Origin of the sequence: Novosphingobium mathurense (assembly GCF_900168325.1) — a bacterium.
GTDB classification, from domain to species: Bacteria; Pseudomonadota; Alphaproteobacteria; order Sphingomonadales; family Sphingomonadaceae; genus Novosphingobium; species Novosphingobium mathurense.
Genome location: NZ_FVZE01000002.1, coordinates 548,964 through 569,579 on the forward strand (window position 1 = coordinate 548,964; position 20,616 = coordinate 569,579).

The 20,616-nt window shown below is 65.1% G+C and carries 16 protein-coding genes; 9 read left to right on the forward strand and 7 right to left on the reverse strand.

Features of this window, described 5'->3' with window-relative positions; genetic code table 11:
- Positions 1 to 86: 86 nt before the first annotated feature.
- Positions 87 to 488, forward strand: a complete 402-nt coding sequence (gene msrB, locus B5483_RS09475) for a peptide-methionine (R)-S-oxide reductase MsrB (protein WP_079730146.1) — start codon at positions 87 to 89, stop codon at positions 486 to 488.
- Between the two features lie 117 nt (positions 489 to 605).
- Complete coding sequence (locus tag B5483_RS09480) at positions 606 to 2,810, forward strand: transglycosylase domain-containing protein (RefSeq protein WP_079730147.1); 2,205 nt, start codon at positions 606 to 608, stop codon at positions 2,808 to 2,810.
- Positions 2,811 to 2,981: 171 nt separating this feature from the next.
- On the opposite strand, the gene B5483_RS09485 is transcribed toward B5483_RS09480, so the two are convergent.
- The 3 genes from B5483_RS09485 to hflK form a co-directional block, all read right to left on the reverse strand.
- Complete coding sequence (locus B5483_RS09485) at positions 2,982 to 4,568, reverse strand: Do family serine endopeptidase (protein WP_245828900.1); 1,587 nt, start codon at positions 4,566 to 4,568, stop codon at positions 2,982 to 2,984.
- Between the two features lie 91 nt (positions 4,569 to 4,659).
- Complete coding sequence (hflC, locus tag B5483_RS09490; RefSeq protein ID WP_054946859.1) at positions 4,660 to 5,499, reverse strand: protease modulator HflC; 840 nt, start codon at positions 5,497 to 5,499, stop codon at positions 4,660 to 4,662.
- The gene (hflK, locus tag B5483_RS09495; protein ID WP_079730148.1) at positions 5,499 to 6,653 is read right to left on the reverse strand and encodes a protease modulator HflK; all 1,155 of its coding nucleotides are present in this window, start codon (positions 6,651 to 6,653) and stop codon (positions 5,499 to 5,501) included. The genes hflC and hflK overlap by 1 nt, the downstream gene beginning before the upstream one ends.
- Positions 6,654 to 6,796: 143 nt before the next feature.
- Between hflK and B5483_RS09500 the strand changes: the two genes are divergently transcribed.
- The 4 genes from B5483_RS09500 (at position 6,797) to B5483_RS09515 (ending at position 12,161) form a co-directional block, all read left to right on the forward strand.
- A complete protein-coding gene (locus B5483_RS09500) occupies positions 6,797 to 7,783 on the forward strand; it encodes an Mrp/NBP35 family ATP-binding protein (RefSeq protein WP_079730149.1) in 987 nt (328 codons plus the stop codon).
- Positions 7,783 to 10,038 (forward strand): xanthine dehydrogenase family protein molybdopterin-binding subunit, encoded by a 2,256-nt coding sequence (locus B5483_RS09505; RefSeq protein WP_079730150.1) that lies wholly within the window; start codon positions 7,783 to 7,785, stop codon positions 10,036 to 10,038. The genes B5483_RS09500 and B5483_RS09505 overlap by 1 nt, the downstream gene beginning before the upstream one ends.
- Positions 10,038 to 11,060 (forward strand): ferrochelatase, encoded by a 1,023-nt coding sequence (hemH, locus tag B5483_RS09510; protein WP_054946863.1) that lies wholly within the window; start codon positions 10,038 to 10,040, stop codon positions 11,058 to 11,060. Before B5483_RS09505 ends, hemH begins: the two co-directional genes overlap by 1 nt.
- 84 nt (positions 11,061 to 11,144) lie before the next feature.
- The gene (locus B5483_RS09515) at positions 11,145 to 12,161 is read left to right on the forward strand and encodes a helix-turn-helix domain-containing protein (RefSeq protein ID WP_079730151.1); all 1,017 of its coding nucleotides are present in this window, start codon (positions 11,145 to 11,147) and stop codon (positions 12,159 to 12,161) included.
- A gap of 31 nt (positions 12,162 to 12,192) precedes the next feature.
- Here the strand turns inward: B5483_RS09515 and B5483_RS09520 are convergent, their stop codons facing one another.
- From B5483_RS09520 to B5483_RS23660, 3 genes are all read right to left on the reverse strand, one after another.
- Positions 12,193 to 12,582 carry a PilZ domain-containing protein gene (locus B5483_RS09520; RefSeq protein ID WP_342743662.1) on the reverse strand — a complete coding sequence of 130 codons (390 nt, stop codon included), beginning with the start codon at positions 12,580 to 12,582 and terminating at the stop codon, positions 12,193 to 12,195.
- A 191-nt stretch (positions 12,583 to 12,773) separates the two neighbouring features.
- The gene (locus tag B5483_RS09525; RefSeq protein ID WP_079730152.1) at positions 12,774 to 13,682 is read right to left on the reverse strand and encodes a glycosyltransferase family 2 protein; all 909 of its coding nucleotides are present in this window, start codon (positions 13,680 to 13,682) and stop codon (positions 12,774 to 12,776) included.
- A 143-nt stretch (positions 13,683 to 13,825) separates the two neighbouring features.
- The gene (locus tag B5483_RS23660; protein ID WP_054946878.1) at positions 13,826 to 14,275 is read right to left on the reverse strand and encodes an acyltransferase; all 450 of its coding nucleotides are present in this window, start codon (positions 14,273 to 14,275) and stop codon (positions 13,826 to 13,828) included.
- A 344-nt stretch (positions 14,276 to 14,619) separates the two neighbouring features.
- On the opposite strand from B5483_RS23660, the gene B5483_RS09535 reads away from it, so the two are divergent.
- Complete coding sequence (locus tag B5483_RS09535; protein WP_176167990.1) at positions 14,620 to 15,603, forward strand: endonuclease/exonuclease/phosphatase family protein; 984 nt, start codon at positions 14,620 to 14,622, stop codon at positions 15,601 to 15,603.
- A 13-nt stretch (positions 15,604 to 15,616) separates the two neighbouring features.
- On the opposite strand, the gene B5483_RS09540 is transcribed toward B5483_RS09535, so the two are convergent.
- A complete protein-coding gene (locus B5483_RS09540) occupies positions 15,617 to 17,089 on the reverse strand; it encodes a TolC family protein (protein ID WP_245828901.1) in 1,473 nt (490 codons plus the stop codon).
- Positions 17,090 to 17,364: 275 nt separating this feature from the next.
- Between B5483_RS09540 and B5483_RS09545 the strand changes: the two genes are divergently transcribed.
- Both B5483_RS09545 and B5483_RS09550 read left to right on the forward strand, forming a co-directional pair.
- Positions 17,365 to 19,167 carry a type I secretion system permease/ATPase gene (locus B5483_RS09545; protein WP_079730155.1) on the forward strand — a complete coding sequence of 601 codons (1,803 nt, stop codon included), beginning with the start codon at positions 17,365 to 17,367 and terminating at the stop codon, positions 19,165 to 19,167.
- 20 nt (positions 19,168 to 19,187) lie between these two features.
- Positions 19,188 to 20,525 (forward strand): HlyD family type I secretion periplasmic adaptor subunit, encoded by a 1,338-nt coding sequence (locus B5483_RS09550; protein WP_245828903.1) that lies wholly within the window; start codon positions 19,188 to 19,190, stop codon positions 20,523 to 20,525.
- The last annotated feature ends 91 nt before the right edge of the window (positions 20,526 to 20,616 follow it).

A 20,616-nucleotide genomic window follows, 5' to 3' on the forward strand; every position in this document is an offset into this window, starting at 1 on the left:
AGCCGGTTCGGCGGGAAAGCGGCGGCGTGCGCACTGGAAACCGGCGCTTCACCGCCCCATATCTGCGCCCAAGGAGAAGTGCAGACATGACCGACAAGCTCAACCTCACCGAAGAAGAATGGCGTGAACGGCTGTCGCCCGAGCAGTATCACGTCCTGCGGCAGGCCGGCACCGAACGGGCTTTCACCGGCAAGTACGAGAGCAACAAGCAGGCAGGCATGTACACCTGTGCCGGATGCGGGGCGCCGCTGTTTTCCTCCGATACCAAGTACAATTCCGGCTCTGGCTGGCCGAGCTATACGGCGCCCGTGACCGGTGATGCTGTCGACGAACATCGCGATGTGTCGCATGGCATGGTGCGCACCGAAGTGACCTGCGCCCGCTGCGCCGGGCATCTGGGCCATGTGTTCCCGGACGGTCCCGGGCCCGACGGCCTGCGCTACTGCATCAACAGTGCCTCGCTCGACTTTCAGCCCAAGGAAGACTGAGCCGGAACGCGCCGCTTCATGCACATCTCGTTGTTAAGGTCGGGTTACAAATCCGGCGTACAAGGTGTACGACGCGTTCGGACCAGAATGTCCGTCAAAGGGGTTTGCATCTAGAAGATGGCCAAGAATACCGGCCGGCGCCGCACATCGGGCGGCCCTTCCTCCAAGCCGACCAGGAAACCGCTCTGGTTCCGCGCAATCCGCTCACTGATGATCTGGGGGCTTGCCCTGGCATTGCTGGGCGGTCTTTTCCTTGCTGCGGCCGTGACGTTCACCATGCGCGAACTGCCCGATTTCAATGCGCTCAAGAGCAGCCAGAACGGGCAGATGATTGTCGTGCGCGCGCGCGACGGCAGCGAACTTGTCTCGCTCGGGCCGAGCTATGGCAAGTGGCTGGGCTACGACCAGATTCCGCACATCATGAAGGATGCGATGATCTCGGTCGAGGATCGCCGCTTCCGCGATCACTACGGCGTCGATCCGATCGGCATCGTGCGCTCGGTCATGGTCCGCTACGAAGCCGGACGCTGGAAGCAGGGTGCCTCGACGATCACCCAGCAGCTGGCGCGAAATATCTTCCTGAACAACGCCCGCACTTTCGGGCGCAAGGCGCGCGAAATGGTGCTGGCGTTGGCGTTGGAGCGCAAGTTCAGCAAGGACCAGATCCTCGAGCTTTACCTGAACAAGGTCTATTTCGGCGGCGGCGCCTATGGCATCGACGCAGCGAGCCGCAAGTTCTTCGGCCATCCCGCGACCGAGCTTTCGACCGGAGAGGCTGCGATCATTGCCGGTCTGGTGAAGGCCCCCTCGAACTATTCGCCGACTGCCGACGTGCAGGCGTCGATCACGCGCGGCAAGGTCGTACTGGGTACGATGGCCGACAACGGCGTCATTACACAGAGCGAGGCCGACAATACCGACCTCACCAAGGTCAAGCTCGCCAAGGAGAAGGGGCAGAACTCGGTTCGCTACTTCACCGACTGGGCGCTGCCGCAGCTCGACATGCTGTTGCCCGAGACCAACGAGCCGATCGAAGTGTGGACCACGCTCGACCCCCGGATGCAGGAGGCTGCGACCGCAGCGATCATCGCCAATGCGCCAAAGGGTGCACAGGGCGCGCTCGTCAGCTTGGACAACGACGGCGCGGTGCTCGCGCTGGTCGGTGGCACCGACTACGTCAATTCGAACTACAACCGCGCCACCAATGCGCAGCGCCAGCCGGGGTCGGCCTGGAAGCTGTTCGTGTACCTGGCCGCGCTTGAAGCCGGTTATACGCCAAGCGATCCGGTGGTCGACGAACCGGTGACGATCGACGGTTGGAGCCCCCACAATGCCGGGCGCAAGTATGCCGGGCAGATCGATATCCGGTCCGCCTTCGCCTATTCGAAGAACACCATTGCCGCGCAACTCGGCAATGAGGTGGGCTTCGGAACGGTGGCCAGCATGGCCCGCCGCTTCGGCATCACCACGCCGATCAACACCCAGCCGGCCATGGTCCTGGGCACTTCGGAAGTGCGGCTGATCGACATGACCCGCGCCTTCGCCGCGGTCAGCGCCGGTGGCACTTCGGTGGAGCCTTACGGTATCACCAAGGTCACGAAGACCGATGGCGAAGTGCTCTACCAGCACAAGTCGGTGCGCGGTCAGGTGCTGGTGCCGCATTACGTCGCGGCCGGCATCACCGACCTGCTGCAGTCTGCGGTTGCAACCGGCACCGGACGGGCGGCGCAGATCGGCCGACCCGTGGCCGGCAAGACCGGCACGACGAGTTCGAACAAGGACGGCTGGTTTCTCGGCTTTTCGAGCGGCGTGACCACCGGCGTGTGGATGGGCCGCGATGATGCCAAGGCGGTGCCGGGTCTGTCCGGCGGCCACGCCCCGGCGCGGGCGTTTGCCGACTTCATGAAGGTTGCCGTCGCCAAGCGACCGGTCGAAAACTTCGATACCGAACTGCAGCTTCCCGAGTGGCAGCTCGAGCCGGACGACGAGTATCTCCAGGGTAACCCGGACGACTATTACTATGTCGACGAGAACGGCAACCTGGTGCACCCGGGGAGCGGCTCCGGAGATGACGCGCCGATCTATGAGGACGGCACGGTCGGCCCCGGACCGGGGCCCGGCCCGGCAATGGTTCCCGACTATGGCAATCCGCCTGCCGCCAATGACGATTTCCTCGACCGTGCGACCGGCCGTGCCCCGGCCAATGATCCGGGTCTCAGGCCGGGACAGGGCCTTGCGCCCAAGATCGTCACCCCGCCAGCGCCGGGCGCGACCCGCATTCCGGCACCCGGCGCAACGCGCACGCCGGTGCCCAATTACTGACGCCCTGCCAGGCAGGATCGTCTTCGATCCTGCCTGGCGCTTGCCGAGGTCGGGTCGGACCTCGCGGCACGCGCGAACCATCGGCCCATACAGGAACACCCGCCGGATCGCTCCGGCGGGTGTTCCTGTATGTCCGCTGCCCCGACCCTGCGGTCGGGGCGCTAGATCCCGTCAGCGGATGCGGACGGGCACGAAGGCGGAAGGTTGGCCGCGCGGCTGGACGCGCAGCAGGATGGCCGAACGGCCGTCCGTCTTGGCGGCGCGGATGGCGTTTTCGAGGTCGGCCTGCGTGTTCACGTCCTGACCATTGGCCTGGAGCAGGATGAAGCCGCGGGAAAAGCCCTTCTGACCGGCGTCCGAGTTGGGGTCCACGGCGACGATGACGAGGCCCTTGACGCTGTCCGACGCACCGAGCTGGCGCGCGATCTGCGGCGTGAGCGGGGTGACCGAGAGGCCGATCGACTTCTCGATATAGCCCTGCTCCTGCTGCTTGGGCGGGTTGTTGAAGGGATCGGCGTTCTGCTGGTCGTCGTCAGAGTTGAAGCTCTGCTGAAGCTCGTCGTCGCTCGGGCGCTTGGCGACCGTAGCGTTGAGAGTCATCTTGCGACCGTTGCGGATCACGTCGACGGGCACGCGGCTGCCCGGTTCGGTGTTCGCGACGAGGTAGGAAAGCGTCTGCTCCTTGGTGACTTCCTTGCCACCGACCCTGACGACGACGTCGCCGGCCTTGATCCCGGCCTTGTCAGCCGCGCCGCCCGGTTCGACGGACTGGATGAACTCGCCCTTGTTGCGATCGAGGCCCAGAGAGTCGGCAAGATCGTCGTTAAGCGGCTGGATGCGTACACCCAGATAGCCGCGCTCGATCGCTTCGCCCTTGATCAGCTTCTGTACGATCGGCGCTGCGGTTTCCGCCGGGATGGCGAAGCCGATGCCGACGCTGCCGCCGGTGGGCGAGAAGATCGCGTTGTTGATGCCGATGACCTGGCCGTTCATGTCGAACATCGGGCCGCCCGAGTTGCCGCGGTTGATCGCCGCGTCGGTCTGCAGGTAGCGGTCGTAGGCGCCGCCGCCGCCGGTGTTGCGGTAGACCGCCGAGATGATGCCCGAAGTCACCGTGCCGCCCAGGCCGAACGGGTTGCCGATGGCGATGATCCAGTCACCTACGCGCGCATGCGAGGAATCGCCGAACTTCACGAAGGGGAAGGGCTTCGAGCGTTCGACCTTCAGCACGGCGAGGTCCGAGGCCGCGTCCTTGCCGATCAGCTTGGCGGGGTATTCCTCGCCACTCGGCGTGGTCACCGTAATCGATTCCACCTCGCCGCGCCCTTCGGCGGTGATGACGTGATTGTTGGTGACGATGTAGCCATCGGCGCTGATGATGAAGCCGGAGCCGAGCGACTGCGCCTCGCGCGTTTGCGGGCTGGCGCCGCCGCCGCCACCGCCGAACAGTCCTTCGAAAGGCGTTCCGGCAAACGGATTGTTGCTCTGCTGGACCTGGATTCGCTGCCGGGTCGAGATGTTGACCACCGCCGGCGCAAGCTGTTCGGTCAGGTCCGCGAAACTGGCCGGAGCGCCGGCACGCGGCACTACATGGGCCATCTGGCCGGCTTCGTTCTGGGCGACCTGCGCTCCTGCCGGATAGCCGGTTGCGAGCGACAGGGTGGCGCCTCCAAGCAGGAGGGCTGTGGTCAATCCATAAGCATATCGCACGGGCTTCACGTCCTTTGATTCCTCCATTTCGACGGTGTTCGACACCATCCATCGACCCCCTGCCGATTGACGCTCCATGAGCTTAACCGACCTTGAATGGCGCCTGATTTCCGCCAGTTTTCGGCCAAGTAGGCCGCTCTCACGGTTCCTTGAAATGCTTCAGGTAAGCATTGTCGGAACCCAGCAGAATGGTCTTGCCGTCCTCGCTCTTGGCGAACGAGACGTCATAGCTCTGCATGGCCCGATAGAAGTCGTAGAAGCCGGGATCCTGGCCGAAGCTGTCGGCGTAGATCTTCGCGGCCTGCCCTTCGGCTCCGGCACGGATGATCTGTGCGTCCTTCTGACCCCCGGCGGTGATCGTCTTGGCCTCCTCCTGCCGCGCCGCTTCCATGCGGGTGAAGGCGCTGGCCAGCGCCCCTTCGGGCAGGTCGGCGCGCTTGATGCGCACATCGACGACCTGGGCGCCATATTCGCGCGCCTCGCGGTCGAGACCGTCGCGGATGTTCTCCATCGCCTTGCCGCGCTCTGCGGTGAGCAGCGACTGGAACGTGCGCTTGCCCAGCTCCTGGCGCAGCACCGAGGACAGGATCGGCTCAAGCTGCTGTGTGACGCGCTCGGTCGTGCCAGCGGTTTCGACCATCTTGATCGGGTCGATGATGCGATAGCGCGCATAGGCATCGACGATCAGGCGGTCCTGATCGGTGGAGAGCACCTGCTGCTGTTCCATGTCGACCGAGAGCAGGCGCTTGTCGATGCGCTGGACCTTGTCGACGAGCGGGATGCGAAAATGCACGCCCGCGTCGGTCTGGCCGAAGGCGGCCTTGGGGTCGTAGCCGTTGTAGACCGCAATCGGCTTGCCGGTGCGGATGACGACGGCCTGTTCGCTTTCGGGAACGACGATCATGCTCATCAGGATGGCGACGACGATGACCCCGGCGCCGATCCAGAAGGCTTTGTAGTCCTGCCAGACGTTGGACATCACTGGCCTCCCTTGGCGGTTGCATCCGGGGCAGTGTCCGCGGCGCGGCGTCTCACTTCGGACAGCGGCAGGTAGGGCGTCACACCCTTGGCTTCAGCCACGACCGTGTCGTTGTCGCGCAGCACCCGCTCCATGGTTTCGTAATACATGCGCCGCTTGGTGACCTCTGGGGCCAGCTTGTACTGTTGATAGACCTTGTCGAAGGCTTCCGCGTCACCTTGCGCGCGGGCCAGCAGCTGCTGCGCCCAGGCGCGCGCTTCGGAACGGTCGCGCTCGGCTTCCTGCTGGGCCACGGTGACCTGCTGGAAGGCGGTGACCACCTTGCTGGGCGGGTCGGCCTTCTTGATTTCCACGCCCTGCACGGCCACACCCGCCTTGTAGTAGTCGAGGATGCGCTGCATGCGCTCGCGCACGTCCTGCTCCACCTGCGCGCGGCCTGCGCCCGAAAGCGCATCGTTCAGCGAGATCTGCGCGATCGAGGCGCGCATCGCGGCCTCGGCCACTTCGCGCACGGTTTCCTTCGGATCGGTGAGGCGGAACTTGTAGTTCACCAGGTTCTTGATGTTCCAGCGCACCAGATAGCTAAGGTCGACAAGGTTCTTGTCGCTCGTCAGCATCAGCTTCTCGGTCTCGCCCTCGGGGATCGAATCGACGGTGAAGGTGCGAACGTCTTCCACGTCGACCTGCTCGACCGGCCAGGGCAGGGTGAAGTTCACGCCCGAATCGATCGTGCGCGCATACTTGCCGAACAGGGTCACGACGGCCTGTTCCTTCGGGCCGATCATGTGAACGCTCGACAGCGCAAGCAGCGCTGCGACCGCTGCACCGATGCCGAGCGGCAGCCACGATTTGCCGTCAGGGCGCTGCGGCAGGCGCGGAAAGCCGCCACCGCCGCCGCCGGGGCCGCCCGAGCCGCCGCCGGGCCGGCGCGGGTCGCGCGTGCGGAAGATGTCTTCGATGCTGGCAGACCGGCGCGGCGGCGTGGAGCCGCTGGGCAGCCAGGGGTTGCGCGGGCCGCGCTTGTCCCCGGAACGATCCGCGTCCCCGTCGGACGCGCCGTCCCCGTCGTTGTCTTCGCCGTCCTTGCCGGACTCGTCCGAAGGCCCTTCGCCGCCCTTGTCACTTCCGCCCCAGGGACTGCGACGTCCGGACATGGCAAGGCCTGCTCGTGCGATTGCACCACCGATTGCTTTCATGGGACCATCTATAGGAAGCCTATCCCCACAAAAACAGTGCCTCTCTTGCCCTTTTTCATTCCCTTTGCCACCTGAGCCCCTGAACTAGGGCCGGAGTAGACATGTCGAACGATCAAGCCGAGGGACTGAAAGCGCTGCTGCCGCAGGAGGCGGCAACGCGGTTGCAGTCGGTGCGGCTGGCAGACGGCCGGGCCACGCTGGTGCTCGATGCGACCGGACTCGATTCGTCGGCGCGCAACGCGCTCGAAGCTGCGGCGAAGCAGGCGCTTGCAAGCGCCGACGGCGTTTCCGAAGTGCGCGTGGCGATGATGGCCGACAAGGTCGAGCGCCGGATCATCGCGGTCGGATCGGGCAAGGGCGGGGTCGGCAAGTCGACGCTGGCCACCAATCTGGCCGTCGCGCTCGCCCGGCAGGGGCGCAAGGTCGGCCTCGTCGATGCCGATATCTACGGCCCGTCGCAGGCGCGCCTGCTCGGCACCGAGGGGCAGCGCCCGGTCGCGCATGACAGCAAGCTTGTGCCGATCGCGAGCCGCTGGGGCGTTCCGGTGCTGTCGATGGCACACCTTTCCGATCCCGGGCAGGCCATCGCCTGGCGCGGGCCGATGGCGGCCGGTGCCCTGACCCAATTGCTCGAGGGCCACTGGGACGGCGCGGAAATCCTGATCGTCGACCTGCCGCCCGGCACCGGCGACGTGCAGCTGACGATGCTGCAGAAGTTCAAGCCGGCCGGCGCGGTGATCGTCTCGACGCCGCAGGATCTCGCGCTGATGGACGCCACCCGCGCGATCGAACTGTTCGAGAAGGGCGGCGTGCCGATCGTCGGCGTCGTCGAGAACATGGCCGGCTACGCCTGCCCGCATTGCGGCGAAGTGAGCGATCCCTTCGGCGCCGGCGGCGCGGAAGCGGTGGCCAAAACCATGGGCCAGACTTTCCTGGGGCGCATCCCGCTCGACATGTCGATTCGGCTCGACAGCGATGCGGGACAGCCACCCGCTGCCGGGGAAGGGCCGCAGGCGCAAGGTTTCGCGGATCTTGCGCGCAAGGTCGGTGAGTGGCTCGACGGCGGCGCGGGCAAGGCTCGCCCCTGATGGCGATCACGCGCCGAGGCATATTGATCGGCGCCCTTGCAGGTGGCGGACTTGCCATCGGCTACGCCTTGCGTCCGCGCCATTTTCCGCTGCCGCTTGAGCCGGGGCGGGACGAGTATGCCTTCGATGCCTGGATCAAGATCGGCAGCGACGGGGTCGTCTCGGTCGCGGTTCCGCAAGTCGAGATGGGGCAGGGCGTCACCACTCTCATCCCGCAGATCGTGGCGCATGAACTCGGCGCCGACTGGCGGCAGGTGGCGGTAGAGCCTGCCCCCACCAGCGCGATCTATGCCAATCTGGTCCTCGCCGCGCGCTGGGCGCCGCTGTGGATGCCGGCCTTTCCCAAGCTCGCCGAGGAACCGGACAGCGTCTTCACCCGCCGCTGGGCGCAGGATACCCGCTTCAACGTGACTGCGGATGGCACCGCGCTAGCCGCCTTCGAAACCCCCGCCCGGGAAGCGGCCGCCTCGGCCCGCGCGATGCTGATGCAGGCTGCCGCCGTCCGTTGGGGCGTTGCCTGGGAGGAGTGCCGGGTACAGGGCGGTTTCGTGATGCACGAGGGCAAGCGCCTGCCTTTCGGCACGCTCGCCAGCGAAGCGGTCGGTTTCTCGCCGCCCGATCCGCCGCCGCTCGACCCGCAGCCGATGAGCGAGGATCCCGGCGATTTCGTGCCTGGCCTGCAGCTTGCCTTTCCGCGCCTCGATCTTCCCTCCAAGGTCGACGGGACATGGACCTTCGCCGGCGATGTGCGCATTCCGGGCATGGTCCACGCCGCGATCCGCCACGCGCCGCTCGGTCGCGCCGAAGTCATCGGCTACAAGCAGGATGCCGGCAAGGGCTTGCGTGCCTTCGACCGCTTCGTGCAGCACGGTCCCTGGCTCGCCGCCGTCGCCCGCGACTGGTGGACGGCCGACACCGCGCTTTCCCGCGCAGCGCCCCGGTACCGGGTGTCCGGCGCAGCCGACAGCGGCCAGGCAGATACCGCGCTCGACGCGGCGATGCAGCAGGGCGAGGCCCACCGCATCTTCGCTTATGGCGACATGGAGCAGGTGAAGGGCGGGCTGCCCCTGCAGATCCGCTATGAAATCGCTCCGGCCGTTCACGCCACCATCGAGACCGCCAGCGCAACGGCTCGGATCGAGGGCGGCAGGCTGGAGCTATGGGTCGGCACGCAGGCGCCCGAGGCAACGCGCAAGGCCGCTGCACAGGCTCTGGGCATGAGCGTGGCGGACATCGTGCTATATCCCATGCCGATCGGCGGCAGCTTCGACCGGCGCCTTGAGCTCGATCACGCGGTGGAGGCCGCGCTGATCGCTCGCGAGGTGGGAAAACCGGTGCAGCTGACGTGGTCGCGCCGGCAGGAGCAGGCGGCAGGGCTGCCACGCACGCCCGCGGTTGCCGTGATGGCGGCGCGAACCGATGCAGAGGGCAATCCGGTCGGCTGGCGGGCGCGCATTGCCGCTCCGCCCACGGCGCATGAATTCGGCAGGCGCCTGTTCGATGGCGATACGCCGCAGGAGGCGATCCGCGCTGTCGTCGGTGAAAGCGATGCCATGGCGGTCGACGGCGCAATCCCGCCTTATCGCATCGCCAATGTCGCGGTCGATCACGTGCCCGCGCGCATAGATCTGCCCACGGCGCGCATGCGCGGCAATGCGCACGGCTATACCGCCTTCTTCACCGAATCCTTCATCGACGAGCTCGCTCACAAGGCCGAGCGCGAGCCGCTGTCCTTCCGCATGGCGATGCTCGGACAGAACCCGCGCCTTGCCGAATGCCTCCAGCGCGTTGCCGCGCTGGCCGAGTGGGGCGGCGGCGGGGACAACAGTGGGCAGGGGATCGCCTGCCACATGATCGGCGAAGGGCGCATCGCCGTCGTCGCCAGCGCCCGGCGCGACGAGAACGGCGTGCGGGTCGAGAAGCTGAGCGCGGTGGCCGACATCGGGCGGATCGTCAATTTCGACATTGCCCGCCAGCAGATCGAAGGCGGGCTGATCTTCGGCCTCGGCCTGACGCTGGGCAGCAGTACGCGCTATACCGATGGCCGCCCCGATACCGACGGTCTGGGCGACCTTGCCTTGCCGAGCCTGGCCGACAGCCCGGAGATCGACGTGGCTTTCATCGCCAGCGATGCCGAGCCTGCCGACCCGGGTGAACTGGGTGTCGCCGCCGTTGCTCCGGCGGTCGCCAATGCGCTTTACTCCGCGACCGGATACCGCTTCCGGCGCCTTCCGCTCTTTGCCGAGGAACTGTAATGACCAGCCCCGAGATCCAGCCTGCCGATCACCCCACGGTGTCGAGTGGAGGCGTCGCGGTATTGCTCGTCAATCTGGGCACCCCAGACGCGCCCACTCCCGATGCGGTCCGGCGCTACCTTGCCGAATTCCTCTCGGACAAGCGCGTGGTGGAAATCCCGGCGATCGCATGGAAGCCGATCCTCCACGGCATCATCCTGCGCACCCGGCCTGCGAAATCCGCCCACGCCTATGCACAGGTCTGGACCGACGAGGGCTCCCCGCTTGCCGCCATCACCGCCGCACAGTCACGCAAGCTGCAGGACATGCTGGGCGATAGCGTGCGGGTGGACTGGGCGATGCGCTACGGCAATCCGTCGATCCCCTCGAAGCTCAAGGCGCTGATGGACGCCGGTTGCGACCGCATCCTCGTGGCCCCGCTTTACCCGCAATACTCGGGCGCGACGACGGCTTCGGTCATGGACAAGTTGGGCGCTGCGCTGCGCGACCTGCGCTGGCAGCCTGCCTTGCGTACCCTGCCGCCCTACTATGACGACGAAGCCTATATCGGCGCGCTGGAGGCGGACATCGCCGCGCAGGTCGAGGGGCTCGACTTTACGCCCGAAACGCTGCTGCTGTCGTTCCACGGGATGCCGGAACGTACCTTGCACCTGGGCGATCCCTATCACTGTCACTGCCGCAAGACCGCGCGCCTGCTGGCAGAGCGTCTTGCCCAAAGCCACCCGGACCTGCGGATCGAGACCAGCTTCCAGTCGCGGTTCGGTCGCGCCAAGTGGCTGGAACCGGCGACCGAGACGGTTCTTGAAGAACAGGCCAAGGCAGGCACGCGGCGACTGGCGATCGCAGCGCCTGGCTTTTCGGCCGACTGCGTGGAAACGCTGGAGGAACTGGCGATTCGCGGACGTGAAGTCTTCGAGGCGGCCGGTGGAGAACGCTACGCCGTGCTGTCCTGCCTCAACGATACCGACCTGGGCATGACCATGCTGAAATCTCTGGTCACGCGGGAGCTTTCCGGCTGGTGACAGTAAGTTAACGCCAGTCCTCATTGACTTGAGGCCAATTTGTTCCAACTATGTTCTCATCAAGGAGCATGAGGGCGGGACGACATGGCAGCGACGGACTTTGCCCAGAGCGATTTTTCCTACGTCAAGGCGGATAGCGGCAGTGGCCCGGCCGGCAATGGCGACACCGGGCAGTCGGTCTCGATTTCGATTTTTGCCAATCGCGGTCACTTGCGGGCAAGCCTGCGCGAAGATGCCGCCGCCGCCGGGCTGACGGTGTCAGCCGCGGGGCCGTTGCAGGACATTGTCGATGCGCCGTTGCGCGCCCTGGGCGACGTGGTTCTGCTCGATTGTCCGCAAGTCGATGGGAAGGCGATGGCGACTTTGTCCGAACTGGACCAGCGAGCGGCCTCGGGGGGCTGTCGGCTGATCGTCTCGACTACGGTCGATGCGCTCGATGCGGTCTTTGCCTGCATGGATCAGTCAGCCCCCATTCTGCTTGTCGATCCCAACCGGGCCGAGCGGGTTCTGGCGCTTGGCCGCGTCCTTGCGGAATTCCCGCAGGGGCGCCTGCGCGAATTGTCCGAGAACGATCGACTGATGCTCTTGCGGCTCACCGAGCAGGTCAGCCAGATCGCCGGACGTATCGAGCGGCTGGCGCCCGGCGCCAATCCCGCTCCGGCCAGTGCGGCATCGGCCTTCTCGTTCGAACCCGCAGGATCGCAGGGGCAAGCGCGCGGCGCTTATGCCGGGCGGGAGGTTGCACGCCCGACGCTGCCCGACGCGCAGATGGTGCGGCAGATCATTCGCTTGCGGCAATTGCGGGGGCGTTTCCTTGACGAGGAACTCTTCGCGGACCCGGCGTGGGACATGCTGCTCGATCTCACGGCTGCCGGGTTGGAACGCAAGCGGGTCTCGGTAACCTCGCTGTGCATCGCTTCAGGCGTGCCGCCGACGACGGCGCTGCGCTGGATCGGGCAGATGGTCGAAGCGGGCCTGTTCGTCCGCGTGTGCGACGACAGCGATCGCCGCCGTGCCTTCATCGAACTGACCGAGCCGGCCGTCGATGCCATGGCTCGCTATTTTTCAGAAGTTTCTCTGGCCGCTCCCGCGCCTGTCTGACCCCCTCAGGCAAGGGGATTTCCCTCTTCGGTCAGAGACGGGTCGACCCCTCGACCCATTGCCGTGCCACCTGTCGCAGCAGCTCCCTGTCCTGCGGCAGGTGGGCGGCATCATCGAGTTCGCGGGTTTTCAGCACCACGTCTGCAGGGATCGGGTCGAAGAAGGCAATGCCGCACTGCATCCTTTCGGCCCAGACCACTTCGCCGAATGCCTCGTACTTGTCCCAGAGGATCAGCGCGTCCGTACCCACCCGGGGCAGTTCCTCAAGGGCCAGCCGCGCGCCGCTCGATGACAGATCGATCAGTATCGCCCGACAGGTCATCGTCCTCGTTTCCAGGCGCAAGGGCAGGCGGACGCGTAAGCGACTCTGCTCGCGTCGTCCCCGCTGCATGGGACTGGATATGTGCGGACCTTCGTTCATCGTTTTTACTGTTGAGGAGCGTACATAACGCACCTGTTTGTGCGCTTATAGAGGAACTTGTGTGGTTATGGAACCGTCAACCCGCGGTTGTTTGCTCCTGCCGCAACAGGTGCGTAGTCCCCGCCGCGATCCTGCACGGGCAAGTCGGTGGAAGACGTTGGTTAGGTTACATTGGATATAATTATCTGAAATCACAGCGTTTCGATCCGTTCCGGAGTCAGGCGGCCGCGAATCAGATCGAACAGGCCGATCCAGTTGCCTTTCACCCGTCCCGCGCGGTCCACCCAGGGTTCCGGCCGAAAGGCCTTCAGATGATTGGCCGCGAGATTGCGCAGCATCAGCCGGGCGGCGAAGCGATGTGACATCGTACCCTTGCGCACGAGGTAGGAGGGGTTGACGATCTGCGAATAGCCGAGCTTCATTCCGGGCGTGCGGCCCAGCTTGACGCCGCGATGGACCCCCGCAAAGGCGAACGTCTGGACGATCCGGCCATTCCTGCCGACCGAGGCGGCAAAGTCGATGTCCTCCTGCCAGGCATAGAGCCGAAGCCGTTCGTCGAAACGGTGTTCTCCGATGGCGGCGGTGCGATAGGCCATGTTGCAGCCGTAAAGTCCCCGCAATTCCCTGACGATGCAGTTGGGCGCGAACCCGCGTTCCTCATGTCCGCGCACGATCTGCAGCGCCTCGTCGTAAGAGATGCCTGCGCCGTTGATGCCGTCCGCCAGGACGGTGCCGGTCGCTCCTGCGACGTGCGGGTGCTCGGCGAAGAATGCGCGGATATGTTCGATGCTGAACTTCGACGGGACGAAATCGTCGTCATAGAATACGACGATATCGAAGCGCGCGTTCAGCCAGTCCAGCGCGCGATTGCGTTGGGCGCACAGGCCCTTGCTGCCCCGGACGACACGCAGGCGCGTGCTTTCCTCAAGGCCGGATGGAAGGTCTGCCGCGCTGACGACGGAGAAAAGAAGCATGTCCGGGCTGCTTGTCTGCCGTGCCATCAGGTCCTGGAACTGATGGACGAGGTCAGGGCGGCCGAGGCTGGCGACGATAACGGCCACCGATGGCTCAAGGGCCGGGATCTGGTCACATGCAGTCATTGCTCACGTCTCCGCAACTTGGGTTTTGTTTTTCAGCTGTTCTAGGACGGTAAGGTCAGGGCCGGAACGTCAGGCGGATCCGAATCCGATCCATGCCCGGGGACGATCGAGCGTGGGCCTGAGCCCTGCGCAGACAGGTCTGGTCAGGCGCGCCAGCGTTCGTCGCGCGTGGTACAATCTGTCGCCGTTTCGGTCGGGATTGCGCTTGCTGTGGGCACGTCGCGTAGGAAGCGTGCGGGCACGCCCCCGACGACAGTCATCGGCGCCACGTTGCGGTGCACCACGGCTCCGGCAGCCACGACTGCCCCGTGACCTATCGTCACTCCGGGCAGCACGATGGCCCCGGCGCCGATCCAGGCATGGTCCTCGACGACGATCGGCGCGTAAACACTTGGCCTTGCGCAGCCCGGCGTGGCGGTGAGCGGGTGCGTTGCGGTTTCGAAATTGACCCGTGCGGCAATCTGCACATGGCGCCCGATCGTTACGCCGCCGTGGCTGGCGAAGCGCACGTCATTGTTGATGAAGGTCCGCTCGCCGATGCGTATACGCCGGCCGCCACCGACCGGTACGATCGTCACCGGACCCAGAACCATGACCTTTCCTTTTACTGCGATGCCGGCAAGCCTCAGCAATTCCCGGCGCGCCCGGATTCCAAAGCGGCCGCGTGGCATGCGGTTGGCAAGCGCCAGAAAGAAGGATTCTCGCAAGGTCCGTTGCTCCCGAGCTGGATTGGGTCCGCGACTCCTGCCGCAGGCAAGCAGCCGCGCGCTGCGTACTTGACGAGGCTAGCGCCATCGGGACGCGATGCGCGGATCTGACTCCGCCAAATCGGACCCAATTTCATCTTCGGGGCGACGCGAAATCGGGTGAGGGCGTTGCAGTTCCGGCGGGAGGCTGCAATCCAGTGACCTGTCGATTCAGCAAGGAGAAGCGGTGCATGGATGGCAAGTCGCGCTCCACCAGACGTTCCTGCTGGTACTGCCTGGGGCAATGCCTGCTGGCGATAATTCTTCTGCTTCTGATCCTTGCGCGCTTCGGCAATGCGCATCCTGCGCTCGACCTCATCAACCTTCTTGCCGCACCGCTCGGAGGGATCAGTCTGCTTCTCGTCGCGGTCCTCGCCATGTGGGCCCGATCGTGGACGGGGCGTGGCGCACTGGCTTTCTGCTGCCTGCCGGCGCTTGGCCTGTTCTGGCCGGACCTGACCCGATCCCCGGCCTGTTCGCCCTCCGGCGCGCGTCTGCGGATCGCCTGGATGAACACCCACAAGCCGAAGGAGCCGGATCGCATCGCCGCCTGGCTCGACGCTGAATCGCCGCAGGTCGTCGGTGTGGCCGAATTGCCCAGGTACCTGCCGCTGCACGGCATGCTCGAAAAGCGCTATCCCCACTGGCAATCGTGTCTCGACAACGGCCGATGCTCGACGGCGCTGTTCTCCAGCATCGAACCTGCCGGGATGGAGGCGCTGACCCACGGCGATCCTTTCAACCGCAAGTCGTTGCCGGCCGCAAGAATGGACCTCCCGTTCAAAGGACTTTCTGATCATGCCGGGCGCGCGGGGGATCTGCAGGTCTTTGCGGTCCACCTGTCACGCCCCTTGCCGTTGGGGCGACAGGCTCATGAACTGCAGCAACTCGGCAAGGCGCTGACCGTACCGGCATCGTCGGTGATCATCGGTGATTTCAACCTTTCGCCAAGAATGCGGCTCCTGGCCGATTACGCCGCACGCAACGGCATGAGCCTGACGCGTACCGATCGGCCCACGTGGCCGCTTACTTACGAAGGACACCGTTATCCCGGGTTCTGGCAAATCGATCACTTGCTGGTGGGTCGTGACTGGAAGGTCGAAGCCATCCGGACCAGCCCCGATCTGGGTTCGGATCACAGGGGTTTCGTTGCCGACCTGTGCCAAGTGGATTAAGCGCGCGCACGGCTCAAGGTGAGGGTTTCTTCAATCCGTCCGCCCCATCGTCCCAGAGGAAGGTTTCATCGTTCTCGATCAGGACGGGGACTTGCGGAACATGACTGTTGCTCAGGATGCGGTCGAACGGATCGAGGATCGGGCGCAAGGGCAACCCAGCCGGGATGAACGGTTGCGGCGCGCTCTCGTCCGCCACGTCATTTTCAAGATGCGTTGAGCTGATATCGAACATCTCCGGGCCGAGAATTCCGGCATCGCGCAGGACCGCGACCTTGCGGATGAACAGTTCGGCGCGCGTCTCGGCCGCGCTGGTGCGGGCAGTGAGCAGGTCGTTGGTTACCTCCAGAACTTCGCGCAGGGTTCGTATGCCGGCGGTTTCCTGACGCTTCACCCCGGCGACGGCGCTCTCTGCCGCGCGAACGGCCGCGTCGAAGCGCGGGAGTGCCTCGGCTGCGGCGCGATAGAGGTTCCAGTCGGTCGCCAGCGTTTCGCGCACGTCGCGGCGGGTCTGTTCGGCGAACTGGCTGTCGGCAAGGTTGCGCTGCTCCGCTTCCCGCAGGGCCGCGGTTAGCTGTCCGCCCGAATGAAGCGGCATCGCCAGACTGACACCGGCCACTACCCGTTCAACCCGCCGGGTGTTCTGGTAAGGGGTTAACGGCGCGCGTTCGGCCGAAGCGAAGGCGCTGAATTGCGGGCCCATCGCCGCGCGGGCCGAGGCGACCGCGGCCCGTGATCTGAGCGCCGTATAGCGGGCCGCCCGGACCTGTGGATTGCTCGCGTCCGCCTGTGCATAGAGGTCAGAGAGCGGCGGAACGGGCGGAATGTCGGGAAGCGCGGCCAGATCGTCGGGATAAGCGCCGACGATATTGCGATAGCGCGCTGCGCTCGTTTCCACGGCAGCGCGGGCCCGGATCACCCGTCCGGCAGCGATCTCCAGCCGGTTGGTAGTCTGATCGAGATCGGATCTTGTCGAATCGCGCAGCCTGAACCGGGCGGCTGTGACGTCGCGTTGTTGCGCAAGCAGGGCGTGGATGTCCCGGGCGACGCGATAGAGGGCGATGTCCCGCTGCAGCGAGGCGTAGGCATTCACGACATCGAGCGTCAGTTGCTGGCTGGCGGCGCGTAGGTTTTCCTGCGCGATCATCCGGTTCGCGCGCGCTGAATCCAGGCCAGCGGCAAGGCGCCCCGATGTGAACAGCGGTTGCGAAAGCGAAAGGGAGGCGGTGGTGCCCAAGCCCTGATCGTCAAAAGCGAGATCGTCCAGCGTCGTGCGATCGAAAGTATATTCATGACGGACCGAAACCGAGAGGCTGGGACCATAGGCACCCTTGGCCCTGATGACTGCGGCATCGGCGGCCCGGGCCAGAAATTTGGTTCCTTTCAGTTGCGGATTGTTTTCATGCGCCCTGGCAATGGCCTGTTCCAGCGTGTCCGCCTTCGCCTTGAGGGCGGACAGGGCCGCGAACAGGCCAATCGACAGATGCAAGAATGCCCTGCACTTCACGCATGGTTCCTCATGAGATGGTTTGGAAGGCATCGCACCGGGCGCGGGGGAACCGTGCGGAGCGGGCTGTCCGGATTCCGGTTGCCCGCTCCGCCGCCTCCCTCCGGCAAAGGCGCGATTGCTGCACTGATCCTAGGAGATACGAGGCAGATGGGAACCGCGACTGCATCCGGTTTGGTTCGGGAACGGACCTACTTCTGATCGCCAGAACCATGCCCGGCGATATGTAATGCGGCCCTCGCCATGGAAGTGACTGCATGATCCTCGCGCCCCGGTTGAATACGGAACTGAAGCAGGCGCTTGTGCCGCTCAGGCGCGTGCTCTTGCCGGTCCTGGCAATCAGCAGCGTTTACAACGTGCTGCTGCTGTCCGGATCGTTCTTCATGTTGCTCGTCTATGACGATGTCCTGCCCAGCCGCAGCGTTCCCTCGCTCGTCAGCCTGCTGCTGATGGTGGCGCTTGCCTATGCCTTCCAGGCGTTACTCGACGTGGTGCGGGGGCGGGTGATGGTGCAGGTCGGCTCGCTGTTCATGCGCGGGATTAGCGACCGGGTGCTCGATGTCCTGTCACGCCATGAACTGACGCGCGGCGCGATGCCCAATGGAACGCAAATCGTGCGCGACGCCGATACCGTCAGGGCCTGTCTGTCGGGGCCGGGGCCGTTGGCCTGCGTCGACCTGCCGTGGATCGCGGTTTATCTGCTCATTCTCGCCATATTCCACTGGAACATCGGTCTGCTCGCCCTGTTCGGTGTGGCGGTGCTGGTGACGCTGATGCTCGTCAACAACCGGATGACCGAACCGCTGGCGCTGGCGACCATGCGTTCGGGAGCAAGGCGGGTCGGTCTGGCAGAATCCACGTTGCGCAACGCCGAAACGCTCAAGGCGCTCGGCATGGAAAGCGCGCGGCAAAGCGAATGGCACAGTGTCGAGGCCGAATTCCTTCGCGCCAATGATCGGTTCTCGGCGATCTCCAGCACCCTGTCGGGATCGACCAAGGCCTTTCGCATGCTGCTCCAGTCGGCGACGCTGGCTCTGGGCGCGTTTCTGGTGATCGACGGGCGTGCGACCGGTGGGATCATTATTGCCGGGTCGATCCTGTCCGCCCGCGCGCTTGCTCCCGTCGAACAGGTCATCGCCAACTGGAAGGGGATGGTTTCGGCCCGGCAGGCGCTGGATCGCCTGCGCAACCTGTTCGAAGCTGTACCGTTTCGCGTTGCGCCCATGGGACTGGAAGGCCCCCGGCGCGATCTCGTAGTGCAGGGGCTCGCTGCCGGACCTCCGGGGACGCAGAAAGTCGCGGTCCTCGATCTGAGCTTCCGGTTGAGCGCGGGCGATGCACTGGCGGTAGTAGGCAGAAGCGGGTCCGGGAAAACGACACTTGCGCGCGTGCTTTGCGGCGTCTGGAAGCCCCTTCGCGGTGCGATTCGGCTGGATGGCGCGACTCTGGACCAGTGGTCGCCGGACGAGATCGCGCGGATTCTCGGCTACGTGCCGCAGTCGATCGAACTGTTCGAGGGAACGATCGGCCAGAACATCGCCCGGTTCCAGCCCGATGCCGATCGCGAGGCGATTCTGGCCGCGGCAAATGCGGCGGACTGCCACGATCTAATCGTGCGTTTGGAAGGAGGCTACGATCACGTCATCGGGGCGCATGGCAGCGGTCTGTCTGCCGGGCAGCAACAGCGCATCGCACTCGCGCGGGCGCTGTTTGCAGATCCTTTCCTGCTGGTACTTGACGAACCCAACAGCAATCTCGATCACGATGGTGAGCGGGCCTTGGGTCTGGCGATCAGGCAGGCCCGTCAGCGCGGGGCGATCGTCGTCGTCATTGCCCATCGCCCCAGCGTGATCGCCCATGCCAGTCACATCATGGCGATGAACAACGGCAGGATCGAAAGGTTCGAAACAAGGCAAGAATTCGAGGCGCGCATCGCATCGCCGGCGGGGTCAGACAGCAGTTTGCGATCCCGTCCCGGTGAAAACCGAAGTGAGGCCCCCCCGGGCGATCCCTCGAAATCCGTCGAATCTGCTGCCAGGCCAGTGGAGGTGAGTGAGTGAGCGCCTTGGCCCAAGCCACAATGCTGGCGCCCCCCATCCATGCAGCACTTGCGGGGCGTGAATTCTCCGCCGGGGTGGAACGCGGCCTCTCGGACCTTCTGCGGCTTGGGTTGGGCGCCGTGGCTGTTCTGGTTCTGGGGGTCGGTGTGCTTATCGCATTTCTGCCAATGGCTGGCGCAGTCATCGCGCCCGGCGAAGTGAGCGTCGAAACGCATGTGAAGGAGATTTCGCATCCCTTCGGCGGCGTCGCGAAGGCGATATTGGTCGAGGACGGCGATCACGTTCACAAGGGGCAGGCGCTGATCCGCCTCGATGCACGCGTCGCCGGTGCCGCAGCCCAGTACATCGGGCTCGATCTCGATCAGTTGCTTGCAAAGGAAGCGAGGCTGCGGGCCCTGCGAAACAATGCCGCGAATATTGCATTCCCTGACGAATTACGAAGTCGGTCAGAGAAGCCGCAAGTGGCGACCATTCTGGCAGACGAGCGCAGGTCGTTCGAACTCGAACGGGCGGCGCGCGGCGATCAACGGCTGCAATTGGCCCGGCGCATCGCGCAAGCCCAGGCGGAAGTTGCGGCGCAAAGCAGCCGCGCCGCGGCTTATGCCCGGCAATCGGATCTTGTTCATGAGGAACTGTCGCAGACACGCCAACTCTACACAGAACGGCTGACGACGCTGGACCGGCTCAATGCGCTTGAACGCGCCGCGGTTGGTGTGGAGGCGGATAATGCCGCAGCGCGATCGGGCATGGCCGAGGCGCGGGCGCGGATCGCCGAACTGCGCGCGCAGATGGCCTCGATCGAGAGCGTGGCCCGCAGTCAGGCGGCGCTCGAACTGGCACAGGTGGGCAGTGCCATCGCACAAGTGCGCAAGGAGCAGGTAGCGGCAAGCGATCAGAACGATCGCTCGGTCATTCGCGCCCCGCAGACCGGGATTGTCGACAAGCTGGCTGTGCGGACGTTGGGCAGTGTTGTACCTGCAGGTCAAACTTTGCTGGAAATCGTTCCGGAGCAGGACCGCCTCGTCGTGAAGGCCCGCATTCGCCCCACGGATATCGACCAGGTGGCGCAGGATCGGGTGGCGCACCTGCGTTTTACCGCCTTGAGCATGCGCACGACGCCCGAACTTGAAGGCAAGGTCGTTCAACTCGCCGCTGACAGGACAATCGACCGCGCGACGAATACGGCATTCTATCCTGCGACGATAGCGATTCCGGCAGCGGAGCTGCGCAAGTTGGGCAAGACGCGTCTGGCCGTGGGAATGCCTGTCGAAGTCTTCGTCCAGACGGGCGAGCGCACGATGTTGCACTACATCTTGCGCCCCTTGGGCGATCAACTGAGACGTGCTCTGCGTGAATGAACCCAATTCAGGCTGATGGCGTCTTTCATGCCTGGTGATGTGTCTTCCGGAATGGATCTATAATTGCGGGATAGGGACGAGATCGGATGAA